The organism is Frateuria sp. (assembly GCF_035695185.1).
Lineage (GTDB): Bacteria > Pseudomonadota > Gammaproteobacteria > Xanthomonadales > Rhodanobacteraceae > Frateuria_A.
The window spans coordinates 1-21874 of record NZ_DASSES010000081.1 but is presented as its reverse complement, the minus strand read 5'-3'; the positions used below and the strand labels follow the sequence as shown (position 1 = coordinate 21874).

Annotated in this window: 15 protein-coding genes and 1 pseudogene; 5 read left to right on the top strand and 11 right to left on the bottom strand. The window is 71.8% G+C overall.

Features of this window, described 5'->3' with window-relative positions:
• Positions 1 to 579 (top strand): trehalose-phosphatase (gene otsB, locus VFH59_RS05600; RefSeq protein ID WP_325163901.1); only part of this gene is annotated, 579 nt, incomplete at its 5' end.
• A 69-nt stretch (positions 580 to 648) separates the two neighbouring features.
• Positions 649 to 2034 carry an alpha,alpha-trehalose-phosphate synthase (UDP-forming) gene (gene otsA / locus VFH59_RS05595; RefSeq protein ID WP_325163900.1) on the top strand — a complete coding sequence of 462 codons (1386 nt, stop codon included), beginning with the start codon at positions 649 to 651 and terminating at the stop codon, positions 2032 to 2034.
• Between the two features lie 116 nt (positions 2035 to 2150).
• Here the strand turns inward: otsA and VFH59_RS05590 are convergent, their stop codons facing one another.
• Entirely contained in the window at positions 2151 to 2789 is a 639-nt protein-coding gene (locus VFH59_RS05590; RefSeq protein ID WP_325163899.1) for an HAD family hydrolase, read from the bottom strand.
• Positions 2790 to 2945: 156 nt separating this feature from the next.
• On the opposite strand from VFH59_RS05590, the gene VFH59_RS05585 reads away from it, so the two are divergent.
• Complete coding sequence (locus tag VFH59_RS05585) at positions 2946 to 3419, top strand: GNAT family N-acetyltransferase (RefSeq protein ID WP_325163898.1); 474 nt, start codon at positions 2946 to 2948, stop codon at positions 3417 to 3419.
• Between the two features lie 19 nt (positions 3420 to 3438).
• On the opposite strand, the gene VFH59_RS05580 is transcribed toward VFH59_RS05585, so the two are convergent.
• From VFH59_RS05580 to VFH59_RS05560, 5 genes are all read right to left on the bottom strand, one after another.
• Positions 3439 to 3786, bottom strand: coding sequence for a GFA family protein (locus tag VFH59_RS05580; protein WP_325163897.1), 348 nt, complete (start codon positions 3784 to 3786; stop codon positions 3439 to 3441).
• 66 nt (positions 3787 to 3852) lie between these two features.
• Positions 3853 to 6939, bottom strand: coding sequence for an efflux RND transporter permease subunit (locus tag VFH59_RS05575; RefSeq protein WP_325163896.1), 3087 nt, complete (start codon positions 6937 to 6939; stop codon positions 3853 to 3855).
• Between the two features lie 4 nt (positions 6940 to 6943).
• Positions 6944 to 7855 (bottom strand): hypothetical protein, encoded by a 912-nt coding sequence (locus tag VFH59_RS05570; RefSeq protein ID WP_325163895.1) that lies wholly within the window; start codon positions 7853 to 7855, stop codon positions 6944 to 6946.
• Positions 7852 to 9261 (bottom strand): TolC family protein, encoded by a 1410-nt coding sequence (locus VFH59_RS05565; protein ID WP_325163894.1) that lies wholly within the window; start codon positions 9259 to 9261, stop codon positions 7852 to 7854. Before VFH59_RS05565 ends, VFH59_RS05570 begins: the two co-directional genes overlap by 4 nt.
• Positions 9262 to 9332: 71 nt before the next feature.
• Positions 9333 to 10082 carry a SapC family protein gene (locus VFH59_RS05560; RefSeq protein WP_325163893.1) on the bottom strand — a complete coding sequence of 250 codons (750 nt, stop codon included), beginning with the start codon at positions 10080 to 10082 and terminating at the stop codon, positions 9333 to 9335.
• Between the two features lie 254 nt (positions 10083 to 10336).
• Here VFH59_RS05560 and VFH59_RS05555 point away from each other — a divergent pair, with 254 nt between their 5' ends.
• The gene (locus tag VFH59_RS05555) at positions 10337 to 10933 is read left to right on the top strand and encodes an HNH endonuclease (protein ID WP_325163892.1); all 597 of its coding nucleotides are present in this window, start codon (positions 10337 to 10339) and stop codon (positions 10931 to 10933) included.
• A gap of 98 nt (positions 10934 to 11031) precedes the next feature.
• Here the strand turns inward: VFH59_RS05555 and VFH59_RS05550 are convergent.
• Positions 11032 to 11451: pseudogene (locus tag VFH59_RS05550) on the bottom strand (low affinity iron permease family protein); the annotation flags it as partial.
• A gap of 127 nt (positions 11452 to 11578) precedes the next feature.
• Here VFH59_RS05550 and dxs point away from each other — a divergent pair.
• Positions 11579 to 13468 (top strand): 1-deoxy-D-xylulose-5-phosphate synthase, encoded by a 1890-nt coding sequence (dxs, locus tag VFH59_RS05545; RefSeq protein WP_325163890.1) that lies wholly within the window; start codon positions 11579 to 11581, stop codon positions 13466 to 13468.
• Between the two features lie 52 nt (positions 13469 to 13520).
• Here dxs and prmC read toward each other — a convergent pair whose 3' ends face one another.
• The 4 genes from prmC to VFH59_RS05525 form a co-directional block, all read right to left on the bottom strand.
• Positions 13521 to 14354 carry a peptide chain release factor N(5)-glutamine methyltransferase gene (gene prmC, locus VFH59_RS05540; RefSeq protein ID WP_325163889.1) on the bottom strand — a complete coding sequence of 278 codons (834 nt, stop codon included), beginning with the start codon at positions 14352 to 14354 and terminating at the stop codon, positions 13521 to 13523.
• The gene (locus tag VFH59_RS05535; protein WP_325163888.1) at positions 14347 to 18348 is read right to left on the bottom strand and encodes a hypothetical protein; all 4002 of its coding nucleotides are present in this window, start codon (positions 18346 to 18348) and stop codon (positions 14347 to 14349) included. The genes prmC and VFH59_RS05535 overlap by 8 nt, the downstream gene beginning before the upstream one ends.
• Positions 18349 to 18493: 145 nt before the next feature.
• Positions 18494 to 21175, bottom strand: coding sequence for a M1 family metallopeptidase (locus VFH59_RS05530; RefSeq protein WP_325163887.1), 2682 nt, complete (start codon positions 21173 to 21175; stop codon positions 18494 to 18496).
• A 173-nt stretch (positions 21176 to 21348) separates the two neighbouring features.
• Positions 21349 to 21874, bottom strand: a 526-nt coding sequence (locus VFH59_RS05525) for a carboxymuconolactone decarboxylase family protein (RefSeq protein WP_325163886.1), incomplete at its 5' end; no start/stop codon positions are given.

Sequence of the window (21874 nt, the reverse complement as noted above, 5' to 3'; positions counted from 1 at the left end):
GGCTACGAGCTGCGGCGCGACGACGGAAGCCACCGCGAGATCTCCGTCGACCCGGCCCACCAGGCACGCATGCGCACCGCCGTGCAGGATCTGGCCGCGCGGCTGGATGGCGTGCAACTGGAGGACAAGCGTCATGCCATGGCGCTGCATTGCCGGCGCGCGCCGGATCGCCTGCCGGCCCTGCGCGAGGCGGCCGAGGCGGTGGCGGCCGGCCTGCACGGCTATGAACTGCAGCCGGGCAACCTGGTGATGGAATTCAAGCCCACCGGGATGGACAAGGGACGCGCGGTGGAGGAATTGATGCAGGCACCGCCCTTCGCCGGACGCAGCCCGGTCTACCTGGGCGACGACCTGACCGACGAGCACGCTTTCGAGGCAGTCAACCGCGCCGGCGGCATGAGCGTGCGTGTCGGCGAACGCGAACCGAGCGCGGCCCGGTTCACGCTGCCTAGCCCGGCGTCCGTCCAGGCTTGGCTGGCGCAGGTACGGGCGGCACTCGGCCAGGGACCCGACCATGCAAAGGGAGTTTCTATCGATGCCGACAACGGCGGAGGACAGCCACCCGACGGCCGGCCCTGAGCGGCAGCCGCCTGGCGACAGGCGTGCCGCGTTGCAGGGCGGTACCCGCGTACCCGTCGGTGGCGCGCGATGAACCGCACCGGCAAGAAGCCGGCCCGGCTGGTGGTGGTGTCCAACCGCGTCGCCATGCCCAAGCAGACCGCCACCGGCGGCCTTGCCTCGGCCATGCGCGCGGCGCTGCAGGAACGCGGCGGACTCTGGTTCGGCTGGAGCGGCAAGCTCGCCACGCACAGCGCCGAGGAAGTGCACCGGTTGAGCGACGAGGCGATCGACTACGTCACCATCGACCTGTCGCGCGCCGACCACGACGACTTCTATGCCGGTTTCGCCAACCGCACGCTCTGGCCGCTGTTCCACTACCGACCGGACCTGGTCGATTACCAGCGCAGCCACCTGGAAGGCTACCTGCGCGTCAACGCGGTTTTCGCCGACGAGCTGGTGAAGCTGCTGGAGCCGGATGACATCATCTGGGTCCACGACTACCACCTGGTCCCGCTCGCCGCCATGCTGCGCGAGCGCGGCGTGCGCAACCGCATCGGCTTCTTCCTGCACACGCCGCTGCCGGCGGCGGCGCTGCTGATCGCGTTGCCGAAGCACCGCGAGCTGCTGGAGACCCTGGCCAGCTACGACCTGGTCGGCCTGCACACCGCGCGCGACCTGCGCGCGCTGGAGGACTACTTCCTGCACGAGGTGGGCGGCGCCATGCGGCCGGGAGGCCGGCTGCGCGCGGCCAACGGCCGGCTGTTCCGCGCCGGCGTGTTCCCGATCAGCATCGATACCGCCGAAGTGGTCGAAACGGCACGAAGGGCGGCCAACGAACCGGGCGTGAAGCAGCTGTACGACAGCCTGGACGGGCGCGCGCTGATCATCGGCGTGGACCGGCTGGACTACTCCAAGGGGCTGGCCGAGCGTTTCGAGGCGTTCGCCCACCTGCTCGAGCGCTCGCCCGCGCTGCACAGCCACGTCACCTTCCTGCAGATCGCCCCGCCCTCGCGCGGCGCGGTACCCGAGTACCGGCTTATCCGCCGCGAGCTGGAGCGTGCCGCCGGCCACATCAACGGCAAGTTCGCCACCCCCGAATGGGTGCCGATCCGCTATGTGAACCAGTCCTTCCCGCACAGCCTGCTGGCCGGCTACTACCGCGTGGCGCGGGTGGGCCTGGTCACCCCGCTGCGCGACGGCATGAACCTGGTAGCCAAGGAATATGTCGCCTGCCAGGACCCGAAGAATCCCGGCGTGCTGGTGCTCTCGCGCTTTGCCGGCGCGGCGCAGGAGCTGACCGAGGCGCTGCTGGTCAACCCGGCCGACACGGTCGAGGTAGCCGACGCGCTGGAGCGTGCACTGGCCATGCCACAGCGCGAACGCATCGCCCGGTGGCGTTCGATGATGGACGTGCTGCAGCGGCATGACCTGACCGCGTGGCGGAACGCATTCCTGCATGCCCTGACCGGCTGAGCGAGGTCCGTGGTCTCGGAAGCGCCGGGTCGCTGCTCGCTGTCCTGGCCGTGGCCCGGGCGTCGCCTGGATTCTTCCCGAAGGCGGGCCGGTGGGGCGCGCCGGCCAAGCGGGTTTCATCGCGTTGCCGGTCGAGGGCGGCTGACGCGCTCCCCGTGGGCCGGCAGCTCCTGGCCGCGGTAGAAGCGATGATGCGCCAGCGCCAGCAGCGCGAGGTCCTCGTGGGTGTCGCCATAGGCGTAGACACGCCCGAACCGTGCCAGCTCGTAGCGGGCACGCACCCGCCGCGCCTTTTCCTCGCCCACGCACTGGGCGCCCCGGTACCGGCCGGTCAGGCGGCCGTGGCGATCTTCCAGCGCGGAGCAGACCAGGGCCAGACCGTGCGCGCGGCACCAGGGCGCCAGGTACGCATCTAGGCCGCCGGACACCACGGCGACCGTGTCGCCCCGGGCCTGGTGCCAGCGGATGCGCATCACCGCTTCGGGGCGCAACAGCGCCGGCAAGGCCTCGGCCGCGAAGGCCACGCCGTGGGCCTGTACGGTCGCCACCGGCACGCCGGTCAGGCCGACGCGCACCACAGCGGCACGGACGGCCACACCCGGGACCACGCCGCACCTGTAGCCGGCGACCCAGGGGGCCAGCAGCAGCCGGCCCCAGGCCTGCCGGCGCGCCGGCACGGCCAGGTACATGAAATCGGCCATGGTCTCGCGGACGGTAATCGTTCCGTCGAAATCGAACAGCGCCAGATCCGCCATCTCGCTCCCCTTCCCCCGGAGCGGCGCATTCTAGCCGGGTGGTTCCCCGCCACGACCACAGCGCCCGGGTTTGTGTCGAAAGCCCCGGGGGCCTTCCCCGCCACGCCCGCTCGGTGGTAGAACCGTTTCCATCGTTGCCACCCGAACGACCGCCACATGGACGACACCAGCTTCCTGATCCGCCTGGCCGAGGACGACGACGATTTCATCCTGGGGCTGGTCCCGCGCTTCGTGGACTTCCCCCTGCCCCCCTGGCGCAAGCGCCATGAGTGCATCGAGGGCATCCGCGGCGACCTGCTCCGGCACCTCGAGGACGGCACCGCCAACGACTTCCTGTTCGTTGCCGAGGACGGCGACGGCACGGTGGTCGGCTTCATCGAACTGCAGAAGACGCAGGACTTCTTCACCGGCCGCACCAACTGCCACATCAACAACGTGGCGGTGGCGCCGGCCTGCGAGGGTCGCGGCGTCGGCCGGGCGCTGATGGCGCACGCCGAGGCCTGGGCGCGCGATCATCGCTGCGCGCTCATCACGCTGGCGGTGTTTCCAGGGAACGAGCGCGCCCGCGCGATCTACGAGGCGGCAGGCTACGGCGTCGACCTGCTGCGGATGGTCAAGCCGCTCCGCTGACCGCGCCGGGCCGCGCGCGTCAGAAACTCCTGCCGTCCACCGGTACGCGAGGGAGTTGCGCCAGATCGACCTCGTCCAGGCAGCGGACGTTTACCGCCGCGGTGGGCGTGCCGTCCGGCATCGCGCCGAACGCGAGTGGCGCGCACCCGCAGGTCGCGCAGAACCGGTGCCGGATGGCGTGCTTGTTGAAGGTGTAGGTCGACATCGCCGCCTCGGGCGTGGCCAGCTGCAGCTGGCCACGCGGCACGAACCAGAGCAGGTAGCCCTTGCGGCTGCAATGCGAGCAGTTGCATTCGATCACTTTGTCCAGCTCACCTTCGACGTCGAAGGCGACACGTCCGCAATGACAACTGCCGTGGTAGCGCATGAGGGATACGTCGTCGGTGGCGAAGGCCCTATTGGAACACGCCGGGCGATCGCAGGTGGCCGAGGCCTACCCGATCCGGGTTCCGGCGACCGGCCGCAGGTAGCGCCCGGCCAGCGCCGGCATCACCAGCAGGTTGAGCACGGTGGAGGTCAGCAGGCCGCCGAGGATGACGATCGCCATCGGTCCCTCGACCTCGCGCCCGGGCTCGCCGCTGCCGAGCGCCAGCGGGAGCAGGCCCAGCGCGGTAACCAGCGCGGTCATCAGGATCGGGGTGAGCCGCTCGCGCGCGCCACGCAGCACGGTGTAGCGGTTCCAGTGCGCTCCCTCGGCGGTGACGAGGTGCTCGTAATGCGCGATCAGCAGGATCGTGTTGCGGGCCGCGATGCCGAACAGCGTCACGAAGCCCACCAGCTCACCGATCGACAGCACGCCGCCGGCCAGCGCCGCGGCGAGCACGCCGCCGACCAGCGCGAACGGCACGTTGGCCAGGATCAGCGCGACACTGCGCCGGTCGGGGAAAGTGAGCAGCAACAGCGCGATGATCGCGGCACCGGCGATGGCGCTGTGCAGCAGCAACGCGTGCCGTGCGGCGATCGCGCCCTCGGCGGCGCCGCCGAACTCGACGTAGTAGCCGGCCGGGAGCCCCAATTGCCGCCGGAGCGCCGCGCGCGCGCGCGCCACGAACCCGACCACGTCGGAGGTGGCCGGCGTCACCGCCAGCACCAGCCGACGGCGCCCCCCCTCGTGCTGCACGCTGGCGCGCCCCCTGACCAGGTCGACCGTGGCGACTTCGGACAGGGGCACGCTCTGTCCGTCGGCCGCCGGCAGCAGCAGGGCGCCGACTGCCTCGGGGTCGCGCACGGCCGCGTTGTCCAGGGTCAGCCGGATGGCGACCGGCTGCACGCCACGGTAAACCTCGCCCACCACCACGCCCTGGTGCGAGGCGGCGACCGCATCGAGTACGTCGGTCATGCGCAGGCCGCGCGCGGACAGGCGGTCCGGGTCGGGGGCGATGCGCATCGTCGGCACGCTGGGTGACTGCGCCAGGCGCACGCTGCCGGCACCCGGCAGCGCCTGCACGATGGCCTGCGCCCGGGCGGCCAGCGCGTCGAGCCGGTCGAGATCGGAGCCATACACACTCAGCGTGACCGGCGCGGTCTCGCCCGAGAGCGACTCGCTGATGCGATCACCGAGGAAGGTCACCACCTCGGACCCGAGCCCCGGATAGCCGTCCAGCAGCTTGCGCAGGTCCGCCTCGATGCGGACCTGCGCATCCGCCGCCAGGCCGGGTTTCAGCTCCACGTGCACTTCGCCGCGGTTGGGTGGCCAGGTGTCCTGCACCGCCTCGGCGCGGCCCATCTGCAGCGACACGCTGGCCACCCCGGGGATCGCCAGCACACCCCGGCTGATCCGCTCGCCGATGCGGTCCATTTCGGCCAGCGAGGCGCCGGAGGGGCCGGTCAGCTGCAGCACGAAATGTCCCTCGCGGAACTCCGGCAGCAACGCGGCGCCGAAGAACGGCAGCGCCGCCACCGCCAGCGCCCCGACCAGCAGGGCAGCTACCAGCAGTGCTCGTGCATGCGGCAGTGCGCGCTCGAGCAGGCGGTGCTGCGCCAGCTTGATGCGCTTGAGCCAGCGCGGCTCGCGATGGCGCCGGCCCGGCCGGAGCAGCCACAGGCACAGCGCCGGCGTCACCGTCAGCGCCACCAGCAGCGAGGCGAAAGTGGCCAGCAGGAAAGCGCCGGCGAGCGGGGCGAAGAAGCTGCCCTGCAGCCCCGGCAGGAGCAGGATCGGCACGAACACCAGCCCGACCACCACCGTGGCCAGCACCACCGGCCGGCGCACTTCCAGCGACGCGGCCAGGACCGTGTCGATGCGTGGCGTGCCCGATACGGCGGTGCGCAGGCGGCGGTCGATGTTTTCGACGTCGATGATCGCATCGTCCACCACCACGCCCAGCGCGACCGCCAGGCCGCCCAGCGTCATGGTGTTGATGGTCCAGCCGAACCAGCGCAGCGCGAGCACGGCCAGCGCCAGCGACAGCGGAATGCTGACGAACGAGATCAGCGCCGTGCGCCAGTCCTTCAGGAACAGCACCAGCACCAGCAACACCAGCGCGGCGCCGAATGCCAGCGCGTCGCGCATGTTGGCCAGCGCGACCTCGACGAAGGTGGCCGGTCGATGCAGCGCCGGCACCAGCGTGACGCCCTGGGCGGCGAGCATGGGCTTGAGGTCGCCCAATGCTTTCTCCACCGCGCGGGTGACCTCCAGCGTGTTGCTGCCGTACTGGCTGGTCATCGCGATCAGGATGCCGGGACGCGCGTCGATGCGTGCATCGCCGAACGCCGGCGCGGCGCCCACGCCGACGCTGGCCACGTCGGCCAGCGTCACGTTGCGGCCGGCGTGGCGGGTCAGCACGGTGCGCCCGAGCTGCGCCGGGTCGGACAGGCCGCCGTCGGTTTCGAGCACGACACGCTGGCTGGGCGTATCCACATAGCCGGCGCCGCGCACGCCGGTGGCCGCGGACGCGGCGGCGCGCACGTCTTCGAGGGTGAGGCCATAGGCGGCCAGCCGGTCCGGATGCACGCGCACGTCCCATTCCCGTACGCCGCCGCCGAACACGATCGCATCGGCCACGCCGGGCACCGCCAGCAGGCGCGGCTTGACCGACCAGTCGGCAAGGTCGCGCAGGGCGAGCGGGCCGAGCCGGTCGCTGACCAGGCCGATCTTGAGCAGATCCATGGTCGAGGAGGTCATCGGGCTCAGGGACGGAGCATCCACGCCGGCCGGCAGGCTGGCCGCCGCCTCGCCGACCCGCTCGGCCAGCAGCTGGCGGTCACGGAACGGATCGCTGCCGTCCTTGAACACCACATCGACCACCGCCAGGCCCTGGATCGACTGCGAACGGACCACATCGACGCCGGTGGTGCCGTTGACCGCGTTCTCGATCGGCTGGGTGACCCGCTGTTCGACCTGCAGCGCGGTGAAGCCCGGTGCCTCCACCTGCACGGTGGCCTGCGCCGGCACGAAGTCGGGGAACACGTCGTAGCGGGCGTCGAACAGCCGTTGCACGCCGAGCGCCAGCACGAGTACGGCCAGCAGCACGACCCAGCCGGCGGCGCGCAACGCGCTGCGGACGATGGCGACGAGCACGGTGTCAGTCGTCCGATGCGTCGGCGGCGCTGCCGGGCACCGGCGCGGCGTCGACCGCGACCAGCGCCTCGGCCCCCTGCACCACCACGCGCTCGCCCGGCTTGAAGGGCGCACCGACCAGCCAGCCCGCGGGGGTCATCGCGCGCGGGTGCACCGCGCGGCGCTCGAACTGCGTGGCGCCGGTGGCGACATAGGCCCAGTCCAGCCCGTTCCAGCGCACGATCGCCGCGCGAGGCAGCAGCACGCCGCGTACCGGCGCGCCGGCGCCGTGCAGTCGTGCGGTCAGCACCATGCCGGGCACCATCGCACCGGCTTCCGCCTGCAGCAGCCAGCCGGCGGCGAGGCCCGAGGTGCTGCGCGGCAGGCGCCCGAGCACCCGCGCGGTGGCGGCGGCACCCCGTGGCAGCTGCAACGTGGCCGCGCGCACCGTCGGGGCCTGGTCCGGGCGACCCAGCGGTTCGGCCCTGAGGAGTACCTGCCGACCCTTCACCAGTGCTGCGAGCAGCCGATCGCGGCGGCCAGGCTCCATCTCCGCCAGGTCGTCGCCCCACACGCTGCGTAGCGCGACACGCGCCTCGCGCAGGCGGGCCTGGTCCGCCGTCGCTTGCGCCTGCGCCGCCTCCAGCGCCTTGCGCGAGGCGTTGCCCCCGGCGGCGAGCAGGGCCTGCGTGCGCGCCACCTCCGCCCGCGAGGCGTGCGCCGCCGCCTGCGCCGCCTCGAGCTCGTCGATGGCCTTGGCCAGGGGGACCGGGTCGAGCACGTCGGCCACCGCGCGCGTGGTCGGCGGCATGCTGCCTGCGGCCAGCGTCGCCAGCTGCAGTCCGAGCCGCGCCTGGGATGCCGCGTCCAGTTCGGTGGCAGCGGCGCCGCCGGCCAGCAGGGCAAGCAGCAAGGCGAACGATGCGGAATATTTCACGGACGACCTCCCACGGCGGGCCCCAGCGTGGCCTCGGCCGGATCCAATGGGGCACGCAGGGCATCTTCCAGCGCCGCCTCGGCCTGCCAGGCAGCATCGAGCGCGGCGAGGGTGGACTGCTCCGCCGCCAGCGCGGCCAGGCGCGCCTCCAGCAAGGCGCTGCGGTCGATGGCACCGAGCGCGAAGGCGTGCTCGGCCTGGTCGCGGGCGCGTCCGGCGGCGTGCGATCCGGCGCGGGCGGCGGCCAGCGCCGGCCACGCCGCCGCCAGGCGCGACCGCGCAGCGTCGATGGCAGCGGCGATATCGGCCTGCACCGTGCGCACGTGGGCGGCGGCCGCTTCCCGCCGCGCGCGGGCCTCGGCGATCGGCCCCTGGTTCTGGTTGAAGACCGGCAAGCTCAGGCTGGCGTTGAAGGTGAGCTTGCGCAGGCCGTGGTCGTAGGTGTAACCCGGCCCGAGCGAGAGCTGCGGATACTGGGCGTGGACCTGCTGGTGGAGCTCCGTCTCGCGGCTGGCGTAGTCGACCAGCGCGCGCTCCAGGTCGCTGCGCGTCAGCAAAGCACGGTCGGCCAGCGTGTCGAGCCGGGCGGCCGGCGGCTCGGCCGGCCGGTCGAAATCGTCCCAGCGCAGCGCCAGCCCCTGCAAGGCGGCCGCCGGCACGCCGACCGCACGCGCCAGTTGCGCCTGCGCGCTGGCGGCACGCTGGCCCGCGGCGGCCTGGTCACTGCGCGCCCGCGCCAGGGTCTGCGCCGCCTGCAGGGCAACTTGCGGCTGATCCTCGCCCAGCGCGACGCGCTGCCGCGCGGCCTGCTCGAGCGCCGTGGCGGTGGCCACCGTGCGGGCTGCCAGGGTTGCCTGGCGCCGGGCGACCAGTTGCTGCTCCAGCGCGTCGCGGACGGCGCTGCGCACGCTCCACAGCTTGCCGGCGTAATCCAGCCGCGCGCCACGCACGCCCTGGTCGGCCAGTTGCAGGCGCAACCGCCGGCGCAGGCCACCGTCAAGCAGGAAGTCGGTGCTGAGGCCCCACAGCCACGGCGCGCTGTCGGCCTGCGCCTGGGTGTAGCGCTCCAGCGCCAGGCCCAGGGTCGGGTTGGGGAGGGCGCCGGCCGTCTCCACCGCGGCGCTCGCTTCGACCAGGCGCGCGCGCGCCTCGGCCACATCGGGGTTGAGCGCCAGCGCGGCAAGCACCAGCTCGGCGCGGCCGTAGCGCTTTGGCGGCCACTGCCCGTGGTCGCGTGCCGGCAGCCATGGGCCCAGCCGCGCCGCCAGGGCCGGATCGTCGAGCCGGCGCGCCTGCCACTGTGCGCGCGTAGCCACCGGATCGACCGGCGCGGGACGGTAGCTGGCGCAGCCCGGAAGGATCGTCACCCCGGCGCAGGCGACCAGGCAAAAAAAAGGATGGCGCATGGGCGCCATCCTTGCAGAACGTGCTTAGCGCTCTCTAAGGGCCGCACGCGGGCTGCAGCGCCCGCGTGGCTTCAGGCCTGGGCCTTGGCGCGCTCGCGCTGGTCCAGCCGCTGCGTCAGGCGGTCGATGTTGGCCAGCGACATCAGGTGCGCGTAGATCCAGCCCAGCAGGCCCTCCTTGAGGAACTCGTGGGTGGTCTTCTCGTCGAGCTGGCGCAGCTTCTCCTCGTTGACCACGAACAGGCCGTTGAGGTTGATCGAGTTGCCCTCCTTCTCCAGGCGGATGTTGCGCGGCTCGAGCAACTGGTGCTTGCGCAGCTGCTCCATGAACGACTGGGTGCGCAGCACATGCTGCTGGAATTCGCCGAGGAAACTGACGGCGTTGGCCAGGATCTGGCTGTCGCTGCCGTCTTCCTTGAACAGGCGCTCGCCCTCCTCGCTGCCGAAGCCTTCATAGGCCTCGTCGAGGAACACGGTGAAGTCGTCGCCCTCGGCGCCCGCCGGCTTTTCGGCGAGGATGAACGGGTAGCGGCGCACGAACGCCGGCACGTAGACGCCCTGCGCCCAGTGGCCGTTCTCGTCCACCAGCAGGTTCTCGTTCTGGCGCAGGCCCAGCAGTGCCATCGGGCCGGCGTCCTCGACGCCCTGGCCGGCGAACAGGATCGGCACGTCGCGCGCGGCCATCGGGAATTCCGCGGCCGTCAGCGGCACCGAGTGCGCGTTGGCGGCGAACTTCACGTTCGGGATGCCCTTCAGGCGCAGGTCCTTGTGCTGGTTGCGGTTGAGCGGCACCGGGCGCTCGTAGAAAAGAACTTCAGCCACGTCTTGTTACCTCTGCCCCGCCGTGCCGGGGTTGCCACCGATGGCTCCCCCTCCCAAACCCGGCGTCGGGTCGCGAATCCGTGACTATATCAGCGGCCACGCGCCCGGGCGAATCGCCCGCGGCCGCGGCGATCTGCCAAGCGCGTCAAATGCTTACCGCGCGCCACCCGGCCAAGTTGGGCTATGCTCGAAGCACGAGCGCATCGCTGCACCACCTCCGCCCGAACCTCCACGAACTGGCTGAAGGAAACCGCATGCTGATGGAAGTGCCGCGCCGGGATCTCAACACGACCCGCGTGCTGTCGCTGGACGCCGCCGGCCGGATCCTCGACTGGATCAGCTGGCAGGACGCCGTCTGCCTCTACGTCCGCGAGGCGGTGGCCTGGACCCTGGGTGATCCGTGCCTGACCGTGCACGGCGGCCACAACCGCGCCCGCGGCGAACGCAGCCGGCTGGACCTGCATCCGATCGTCGCCAGCACCGGCCACTGCCGCGACCACGCGATCGACCCGGCTCCGGCGCTGACCAATACCGCCCTGTTCGCCCGCGACCGGCACCTGTGCCTGTACTGCGGCAACCAGTTCTCCCGGGGAGAGCTGACCCGCGATCACGTCGCCCCGGTTTCGCATGGCGGCAAGGACGAATGGGAGAACGTGGTCAGCGCCTGCCTTGCCTGCAACCTCAAGAAGGCCAACCGCACTCCGCAGCAGGCCCACATGCCGCTGCTGGCGGTGCCGTACCGGCCCAGCTGGGTGGAACACCTGATCCTGTCCAACCGCAACATCCTGGCCGACCAGATGGAGTTCCTGGTCAACCACCTGCCGCGCGAGCGGCGGCGGGCCATGAGCTAGCGGGACCTCCCTCCCGGCTCCTGCCCGGCGTCGGCATGGTCCGGGCTGGCCTTGGCCAGTTCCCGTTCGATTTCCCTGATCTCCTGGCAGGCCTCGCTGGATTCCTCCGCGGCGCGCACGCGATGGCTCGCACGCTTGGCCTGGCGCGCCTCTTCTTCCTTGTTGTGGGCGAGCTTGCGGTAGTTCTCGCGGATGCGCTCGAGCGCGTCCTCATCGAGGTTGTCCACATCCAGCAGGCTGTTGCGCGCGCGCGTGGCGCGGATCAGTTCGTCGAGCTTGATCTGCAGGGCGGCACTGTCGCGGTTCTGGCTGTTCTGGATCAGGAAGACCATCAGGAAGGTAATGATCGTGGTGCCGGTGTTGATCACCAGCTGCCAGGTATCGTTGAAGCCGAACATGGGCCCGGTTACCGCCCAGACGACGATGACTGCGGCGGCGATCAGAAACGCGGCGGGCTTGCCCGAATAACGGGCGGTCGCCTCGGCAAAGCTGCGGAAGGCCTTCGATAGCTTGGACATGGCGGACGCCTCTGACCGTGGTCAGTGCCAGCTTGCGGGCGGTTTTGTATGCCCGGTGTGCACGGCGCCGCCTTTCGTTCACGTCGCCGCCCTTGCCCCGCCTTGCGGCTGGGCCAACAATACGCGGATGATCGACCCATCCCGCTATCCCCACCTGGCCCGCATCGAGGCGCCGGACGACCTGCGCCGCGTACCCGATGCCGAGCTGCCTGCCGTCGCCGACGAACTGCGCCAGTACCTGATCGAATCGGTCGCCAGCTCCGGCGGCCATTTCGGCGCGGGCCTGGGCGTGGTCGAGCTGACCGTGGCGCTGCACCACGTGTTCGACACGCCGCACGACCGCCTGGTGTGGGACGTCGGCCACCAGTGCTATCCACACAAGATCCTCACCGGCCGGCGCGATCGAATCACCACGATCAAGAAGAAGGATGGCCTGGCCCCGTTCCCGCGCCGGGAGGAGAGCGAGTACGACACGTTCGGCGTGGGCCACTCTTCCACCTCGATCTCGGCCGCCCTCGGCATGGCGATCGCCGCCCAGCGCAAGGGCGACGAGCGCAAGGTGGTGGCGGTGATCGGCGACGGCGCGATGACCGCCGGCATGGCCTTCGAGGCGCTCAACCACGGCGGCGACGTCGAGCCGAACATGCTGGTCGTGCTCAACGACAACGGCATGTCGATCAGCGAGAACGTCGGCGCGATGACCAAGATGATGGCGCGCGCGATGGCCAGCCGCCGGCTCAATGCCGTGCGCGAACGCGCCAAGAAAGCGATCCCGCGGCAGTCGTTCTTCGGCCGCTTCTTCAGGAACTGGGAAGAGCACGCCAAGGGCATGTTCCTACCCTCGACGCTGTTCGAGGAACTGGGCTTCCATTACACCGGGCCGATCGACGGCCACGACATCCCGGCGCTGCTGCGCGCGCTGCGCACGGTGAAGAACCTGCCCGGCCCGCAACTGCTGCATGTGATCACCACCAAGGGCAAGGGCTACGCACCGGCCGAACAGCAGCAGATCGAATACCACGCAGTCGGCCCGTTCGACCCGGTCGCCGGCGTGGTGAAGAAGACGGCGCCGGCCAAGCCGACCTATACCGACATCTTCGGCGACTGGCTATGCGATATGGCCGCCGCCGACGAGCGGCTGCTCGGCATCACGCCGGCGATGCGCGAGGGCTCCGGCCTGGTGCGCTTCTCCAGGGAATACCCCAAGCGCTACTTCGACGTGGCGATCGCCGAGCAGCACGCGGTAACGCTGGCCGCCGGCATGGCCTGCGAAGGCGCCAAGCCGGTGGTGGCGATCTACTCCACCTTCCTGCAGCGGGCCTACGACCAGGCGATCCACGACGTGGCATTGCAGAACCTGGACGTGACCTTCGCGATCGACCGCGCGGGCGTGGTCGGCCCGGACGGCGCCACCCATTCGGGCAGCTTCGACCTGTCGTTCCTGCGCTGTCTGCCGAACATGCTGGTCATGGCGCCGTCCGATGAGAACGAGTGCCGCATGATGCTCACCACCGGCTTCGAATACGCCGGCCCGGCGGCGATCCGCTACCCGCGCGGCACCGGTCCCGGCGCCGCCGTGCGCAAGGAGCTGGATACGCTGCCGATCGGCAAGGCCGAGCTGCGCCGGCGCGGCCGCAACCTGGCGATCCTCTCCTTCGGCGCGATGCTGGCGCCGGCCGCGGTGGTGGCGGCCGAGCTGGACGCGACGCTGGTCAACATGCGCTTCGTCAAGCCGCTGGACGAGGCGATGATCATGGAGCTGGCCAGGACGCACGATGCCTTCGTCACGCTGGAGGACAACGCGGTCGCCGGCGGTGCGGGCTCGGGCGTAGCCGAGTGCCTGGCCGCGCACGGGATCGTCAAGCCGATCCTGCACCTTGGCCTTCCGGACGTCTATCTGGAACACGGCAGCCGCGAGGAGGTGTTGTCCATGGCGGGGCTGGACCTGCCCGGCATCCGCAACGCGATCCGTGCGCGGTTCCCGCAGCTGTCGAACGTGGCGGCCACCGCGGGTTGACCGCCCGCCTGTGGCCCCGCAGCGCACTCGTGCGCAACCGCTGACCCACGCGCTAGGGGGGTGACCCGACCCGGCCGCCACTGACCCGGTCGCGCTGCTCCAGGTCCTGCGCGGTGAACACTTCACGGTAACCGGCCGCCTCGAGCAGCCCGCGCGCCGCCGCGCCCTGGTCCCAGCCGTGCTCGAACAGCAACCAGCCCCCCGGTACCAGGTGCGCCCGCGCCCCGCCGACGATCCGGCGGATGTCATCGAGCCCGTCGATCCCGGATGCGAGCGCGCCGGCCGGCTCGAAGCGCAGGTCGCCCTGCCCCAGGTGCGGATCGCCGGCGGCGATGTAGGGCGGGTTGGAGACGACGAGCTCGAACCGCTCGCCCACCAGCGCGGCGAACCAGTCGCTTTCGGCGAAATCGACGTTGACGAGCCGGTTGCCGTCGGCATTGCGCCGGGCCACCGCCAGCGCGGCGGTGCTGGCGTCGGTGGCAAGCACGCGCGCATGCGGGCATTCGCGCGCGATCGCCAGCGCGATGGCACCGCTGCCGGTACCCAGGTCCACCACACGCGGTGAGCCTTCCCGCGGCAACCGCGCCAGCGCGAGCTCGACCAGCAGTTCGGTTTCCGGTCGCGGGATCAGCGTGGCCGGGGTCACCTCCAGCTCGAGCGTCCAGAAGCCGCGCTGCCCGGTGAGATAGGCCACAGGCTCCCCGGCGAGGCGACGTTCGACCAGCGCTGCGAAGATTGCGGCGCCCTCGGGGGCGGCCTCGTCGCGGGCGTGCGCGATCAGCCAGCTGCGCGGCCTGCCCAGCGCGTGCGCGAGCAGGATGTCCGCCTCGGCGCGGTCGCCCAGGCGCGTGGCCGCCTCGGACAGCAGCTGGCGTATCTCAGGCATCGGACGGCGTCTCCGCGGCGGGAAGGGGTGGTGGCGACGTGACCTGCTGCGGCTTGTCGCGGCGCCAGTAACCGCCGCGCGACCAGGCCTCGAAGCCCCAGCGCAGCCAGCCGATCAGCGCATTGGCAAGCCACAGCGCCCAGGCCAGCATGGCCAGCTTGTAGGTCCACAACGGCAGACTGAACACGCCGGCCTGCGGCAGCGCGTCGGCGCTGCGATCGGCGAACCAGTGCAGCTGCAGGGCGCTGGAGCCCATGCCCGCGACATGCATGTCCGGCTGCCCGAGCAGCCCGCCCGGCACCGCGGCGACCAGCACCGCCAGCGCGGTCGCGGTAAGCAGCACCAGCCCCACCTGCATCAGGTCGAAGAGGCCGGCGCGCCACGAGGCGACCGCGGCACGCGCGCGCAGGCCGAGCAGGATCAGCCAGGCCACCACCACGGCGTATGCGCTCCAGGCAAAGGCGGAGAAGCCCAGGCCGAGCAGCAGCCAATGGCGGAAGCGCAGCGGCGTGGGCGCATGCCGCGCCAGCAGCCAGGCCGCGATCAGCAGTACCAGCAGCTGCGCCCAGTACAGCACGGCAGGGCCGGCACCGGGTCCCCAGGTCCACAGCACCCAGCGGTCCTGCGGCAGTTGCAGGCGCAGGTCGAGGTTGGCCGCCGGCGCATGCAGCGCGATGACGGGTGAACGCACGCGCGGGGCAACCCCTGCACTCTCGCGCAGGCGCACTTCATAGGCGTGCGTGCCAGGCAGCAAGGGCAGCGAAAGCGCGCCCCCGCGCACGGCCAGCGGCAGGCGTTCGCCGTCACGGCTGGCCTGCAGCAGTTCGGCGCCACGCGGCAATCCGAGCGCGTGTTCACCGCCACCCGTGCTGCGCGCCTGCAATTGCAGGGTGGTTTCGGTGGCACGCTCGCCGACGACGCTGCGCATCGCCGCCCGGTCGAAGGCGAGGGTGCCGCCGCCGGCCGCGGCCGGCCGGGTCACCGTCAGCGTGAGCCGCTCGCCCGGCAGCGGCAGGAAGCGCGGCAGGTCGCCGTCGCTGGCCGGCACGCCGGTCGCGTCGACGTGCCACATAGGTGCGGCGTCGATTTCCCACACTTCGGCGCGCTCGGACAAGGCCGGCGCGGTCAACCGCAGTTGCGCCGCGCGATCCAGGCGGCTGGTCCACCCCACGCTGTCCGTCCCGGCGTTGAAGGCAAGCTGGATGCGCCCCTCGCGGACCGGGGCATCGGCGCCCAGCGGATGCTCGCCCGGCAGCAGCGGCAGGGCGAGGCTGAAGCCGCCGGTCCGGGGCGCGAGCCGCTCAACCTCGTTCCGCACCGTCCACTCGCTGCCCAGCACGAGGCGGCGGGTCAGTCGCACAAAGGGCGGAAAATCCTGTACCGACCCACCGGATGGACCGGCGGCAGCCACCCGCTGGCGGTCGAAGGCGAGGCTGTCGCCCAGCAGGTGGTCGGCGTCCAGCCCGTCGACCGTCCAGCCGTCCGCCTGCACCACGATGCGTTGTGGCGCCAGGGCGAAGCGCAGGCGCGCGCTGTCGGCGCCGGCGAGGCGATAGCGCAAGGCCAGCGCGTGCACACCCGGTTCCAGCCGCAACCAGAGTTGGCCGCCGCGCCGGGCCAGCACTGCCGGGCGCCCGTCGACCGTCACCGCCGCCAGCGGCAACGCCGTGGCCGGCAGCGGCAGCGCCACCGTGGCACCGGCATGCGCCTGCAGGGTGAGGTCGAGTACGTCACCGGCCAGGACCGCGTGCGCCTGCGGCAGGTTCGCGCAGGAGGGCGCACACGCCGGCGCCTCGACCAGGCGCTGGCGCAACTGGTCGAGCAGCGGCTGGCTGGGCAGCGTCTGGGCCTGCGATGGCCAGGGCAACAGCGCCAGCGCCAACAGCGCCGCCGGGGCGGCGCCCCAACCGCCTTCCCGGCGTCCGCGCCAGGGTCGCAGCAGCGAGGGCAGGACCCGCGCCAGCAGCGCGGCCAGCAGCGCCACCATCAGTACCCGCAGCAGGCTCACCAGCCACGCCGGGGCGATCACCAGGCGCATGGTCTGTCGCGGCGTCACGGGCCCGGACCAGCCGAGCCGGTAGCTGCTGCCGATATGCCAGTCGGGCGTGCCGGCACCAGCCTGGATCAGGTTGCGGCCGTCACCGGGCACGCCGGGCACCAACCTCGCCGTGGCGGTCAGGCTGGCAAGCGATGGCGCCTGCGCGGGTGCGGGCGGTGCGGGTGCCGGCGCCGGCATCTGCGGCGCTGGCTGGAGGCCTTCCATCCTGGTTGCAGCCGCGTAGGACAGCTCGACATTCGCTTCCGGCGCTTGCAGTTGCGGGTGCAAGGCGTATTGCAGCTGGGCCGCGACGAACGGCAGGGTCCACAGCGCCGCGAGCGCGAAGACCGCGAGCGCCGCCGCGTTGGCGGCCCGCCGCAGGCGGCCATCGGGCAGCGCTCGCAGCAACAGCGCGACAGCGAACAGGAGCGCGAGCGTCCAGCGTGGTGCGCCCGGTTCGTGCTGCGCCAGCGCGAGAAAGCCGGCAGCCAGCAAGGCCCACGGCCAGCCCAGCAGGCGGCCGGCCAGCAACGCCACCAGGGCGACGCCGAAGACGTCCAGCAGGCTCCACTGCGCCACCCACGAGTCGGGCGAGTCGTCCGCACCGGGAGCGCCGAGCAGGCGGTAGCCCGGCGGCAGCTGCAAGGTGGCGTCGATGCGCTCCAGCGGCAGGTTCCAGCCGGCCACCGGCAGTGCCCCGGCGGAGGGCACACGCAGGCCGGCGCCCAGGTCGAGCTGGTCGCTGCGTACCTCCACGCCGCTGCGGCCATCCCCGCCACGACTGACCAGCAGCGGTTCCCCGCCCTGCCCCGCGCGTTCGAGCCGCCAGGGAGCGGTGACCTCCAGCCGCTGGCGGTGCAGTTCGCCCTGCAGGCGGTCGTCCACGCCCAGGCCCTTGCCGTCGAAATCCAGCCACAGGCGGCGCGACAGGCGCAGGCGGTCGGTGCGCCCGGCCCCGCGTTCGCCCGGCTGCACGGTGAGCGCGGCGTTGCCGTCCATCACGAACGCGGGCAGCGTGCGCCAGTCCGCCGGGACGCCGGCCTGGGCCGCGTCGGTGGCCAGCCCCTCGGCGTGACTGCTGCGCAGTCCCGGGGCATCCGCATAGCTCCAGATTTCCTGCCTGGGCCAGGGGGGCGGCGGCAGGGTGATGGCGACGCGCGCAAGCGGGGCGATCGCGCGGGCATCGACGGTGACGGTCCAGCGGCCGGGCTTCAGCTGTACGCGCAGGCGGCCGTCACCGTCGAGCCGCGCGGGAAGGTCGCCCTCCAGTGCGGTCGCGAGGAAACCACGCGGCAGGACAGGTCCGAGCACCTGCTCGCGGGCGCTCCCGGTGACGTCGAAGCGCAAGCGCGTCTGCAGCGTCCCCGGCAGGCCATCGGCCAGCAGGCGGTCCACGCGCAGCGACAACGCATCGGCCACGCGCTGCGCGGCCGCGGCTTCGCCCAGGGTGAGGTCGCTGCCGTCGCGCTCCAGGCGCGCCACCGGCCTGCCGTCGAGCGTGAGGTCGACCAGCGCGATCGCCTCGGGCACGCGCAGGCGCGCCGGGCGCGCCGACCAGGGCAACAGGCCCTGCAGGTGGTGGTCGCCGGGTAAGACACGTACGGTCGGCTGGCCCGCGCGCGCGAGCACCACGGCTGGCTGGCCGTCGAGCCGCAACTGCGCCGGCCAGTTGCGCGCGTCACCCGGCAAGGCGATCCATGCGGGCGCGTCGGCGTGGGCATCGAGGGTGAACCGCCCGCCCCCCGCGTCGGCGGCCAGCACCAGCCGACCGGGCCAGGCGCATTGCCAGGCCTCGCCCGGACCAGGCGCGCTCACCAGCCGCGGGCAGGCATGCGTCGGGACCTCGTGCAGCACCCAGTCCTGCCAGTCGCGCAACGCGGGCGGCACCTGCTGTGCGCCCGCCGGCGCGGCCAGCAGCAGCCCCATCAACCACAACCATCCTGATCGAGCACGCATGCCGGGTCTCCCTGTCGCCCCATGGGCGCGGGACAGTGTAGGTGGAACGTGAATGCGACGGCGCGTGGCGATCGATCGCCAGCAATGAGGGCTCGATGACATGCCGGACGTTGCCGCCCGGCGCCAGTGCCGCGTGGTCGGGGCCTCAGTGCAGGATCGCCTCCGGGTCCTGCCTGGCCTTCAGCGCGGCGCACAGCCGGGTGGCCTCGACGGTCTGCGCCAGGCCGCGTTCGGCACCCGGGACCTCCCTGGCGCGGGTCCGGAAGAACGCATGCAGGCGATCGGCCTCCTGTTGCGAGCAGCCGCCACCGCCCATCAGCGCGGGCAGGCGGCCGCCGGCGAAGCTGCCGGTGCGCATGAGGATGCGGTCGTAATGCGCGACCGCCCACTTCCACATCGCATCGCGCCGGGCGCGCGTATCGCGGCTGCCGCGCAGGAGTGCGGCCATCTCGCCGACCTTGACCTGCTTGTCCAGCGCGAAGTCGCGCACCTGTTCGGCCAGCGCCGGGTCCTCCACCGCGGCCAGGCCGGCCAGGATGGCGTTGCGCAGCGCCGGGTCGGAGGTGCGGGGCAGTTCGGCGATCAGCGCATCGACCGCGCGCTTGCCGCGCGACTGCACCGCCACCGCCAGCGCGGTGTCGAGCAGGTCCGGATCCGCCGCGCCGAGGTCGAGACGGCCATCGGCCTTGCGTTCGAGCGCCGCCTCGCCCTGCTTGAGCAGTTCCGCCCGCACCTGCGGCAGCTTCACGTCCAGCGCCAGGAACTCGGCGAGCGTACTGCGCAGTAGCGCGTCGTCCGCGGGCTCGCCGGTCTTGCGGTGATAGCCCAGCAGCGCCATGCGCGGCAGATAGGCGGTCCTGGCCCAGGCATCCAGGACGTTCCGCTGCGCGTCGGTGCGCGCGAGGTAGCGCCCGATCCACTGGAAACTGGCGATCGGCGCCGTGGCCACCTCGCGTACGCGCGAGGCGGTCAGCGGCTTGAGCGCGGCCAGCAGTTCGCCGGCGTGGATGTCGCCGCGGTGGAAGCTGGCGTCGGCCGCGTCGGCGTAGGCCAGTTGCTCGGCAGCGGTGAGGTGGCTGATCTGCTCGGCCAGGCGGGCCAGGGCGTCCCTGCCCATGCCGAAACGGTAGTAGCCGCTGCCATTGGCATTGGGCATCACCCAGGCGTTGGCGCGCGCGCCCGGCAGCGCGAGGGTGCCTTGCGCCTTCGCCAGCAATCCGCACTGGACCCTGCTGCCCTCGGCGGCGGCGTAGCGCACGCACACCGGCACGCCCCACACGTGGTCCGCGCTGCCCTTGCTGCCGACCGGCAGGTAGCGGCGCTGGCGCAACTCGAGCACGGTCTGGCCGTCCTTCCGCAGGACCCGGGTCTGCACGTAGGGCACGCCTGGCTGGTCGAGGAAGCTCTTGAAGGCCCGCTTGAAGTCCCCGCCCTTGCCGGCCGCCGCCGCGATGGCGTCGACCAGGTCGTCGGCGGTGGCGGTGGCGAACCTGTGCTCCCGGATGTAGCGGCGCATCCCCTGCTGGAAGGTCTTCTCGCCGACGTAGGCCTCGAACATGCCGAGCACGCTGGCGCCCTTCTTGTAGGTGATCGCGTCGAACGCGGTCGCGATGTCGCCGTTGCCGCTGATCGGCTGGCGGACCTTGCGCGCGGTGACCAGGCTGTCGTTCTCCATTGCGATGTGCGCGCCCCGCACCCGGTCCAGGTCGGCGCGGTATTCCGGATGCAGCTTCATCGCCAGCTTCTGCTGCATCCACTCGGCGAACGCCTCGTTGAGCCAGATGTCGTTCCACCAGGCGGTGGTGACGGTGTCGCCGGTCCACTGGTGGGCCAGCTCGTGTGCATTGACGTTGAACGAGCCGCGCACGTACTGCGCCGGTGAGTCCGGATCGAGCAGCAGCAGCCAGTCGCGAAAGGTCACCAGGCCGGCGTTCTCCATCGCACCGGCAGCGAAGTCCGGCGCGGCGAGCAGGTCGAGCTTGTCCCACGGGTAGCCGAAGCCGTAGTAGTCCTCCAGCGCCCGGATGATGCCGGGGGTCTCCGAGAGCACATGCCGCATGCGGTGGCCCTCGCCCCTGGCGGCGATGCCGCGCAGCCGCAACGGACTGGTGCGGTAGGCATCGGGGGGGATGTCCGGTCCGGCCACGATGTCCCACGGGCCGACAGCGAAGGCGACCAGATAGGTCGGCAGCGGTCGGGTGGTGGCGAAGTCCAGGGTCTTCCAGCCGTTGCCGGCGGGTGCCTCCCTGACCTGCCTGGTGTTGGCCACGGCCTTCTGGTCGTCCGGGATGGTCAGGCTCAGCTCGAACGGGGTCTTGAAGTCGGGCTCGTCGAAACCGGGAAACGCGTAGCGTGCGCTGATCGGTTCCATCTGCGTCATCGCGTACGGCACGCCCGCGTGGCTGACCTTGTACAGGCCCTGCAGCTGCAGGTTGAGCGGCGCGGTGTAGTCGAAGGTCAGGGTCAGCTGCTGCGGCTTGAGCGTGCCGCTGAAGTCCACCCGCACGACGCCCTCCTTCGGCGCCACCTCGACGTAGCGGGCCGCATGCGTCGTGCCGGCGGCGTCGGTCACTGCCACCCTGGTAACGTCGAGGTCGTGGCCGTGCAGCCAGAGGTGATCGGACGGCTGCCTGAGGTCGACCCGGATACGGGTGGTGCCGGTGAAATCCTGCTGGCGCGGGTCGACCTTGAAGGAGAGCCGGTAGGACTCGGGCACCGCCCAGCGCGGCAGCTTGCCATGCGGCACCGGGTCGGCGGTGGCGCCGGACGCGGTGCCGCAGCAGGCGGCCAGCGCGATGAGCACGAGCGGTAGGGCGGTTAGGCGCATGGCGGTTCCCCGGGGCGATGACGGCGGCGTCCGGAACTGGGCCGGGCACGACTGCCAAGGGGGGCATGGCCGGGCTGGAGGGAACGTGAAGTTCCAGCGGCGGCTACATGGTGCGGCGGGAAAAAAAAGCCCGGCCATGCCGGCCGGGCTCGTGTACTGAACGCGCCGCGCACTCAGCCGGCGACGTCGGCCTGCTCCAGCGCCACCGCCACGGCGTGGATCACCGCGGCGATGCGGATCGCGCTCTGGATCGGCTGCGCGGAGAGACCGTGCTTGCGCAGGGTCTTCTCGTGCGAGTCCACGCACATGCCGCAGCCGTTGACCGCCGCCACGGCAAGCGAGGCGAGTTCGAAGTCGATCTTGGTGCCGCCGGGGTTCATCATCGCGTTCATGCGCAGCCCCGCGCGCAGCGTGCCGTATTCGGGCTCGCTGACCAGATGCACGAAGCGGTAGTAGATCGTGTTCATGCCCATGATGGACGCGGCCACGCGGGCGCCGTTGAGCTCTTCGGCGCTGGCGTGCTGCGCCGCTTCCTCGGCCACCACCTTGGTCAGCGGCTTGAAGCGCGAAGCGATCGCCGCGGCGAGCGCGACCACCATGATCTGTTTCTGGGTCAACCCCGGCGCACCGCCCTCGCTCAGCACCGAATCGAGGTTCAGGCGCAGGTCCTTGGCGTAGTCGGGGAGCTGGCTCTTGAGG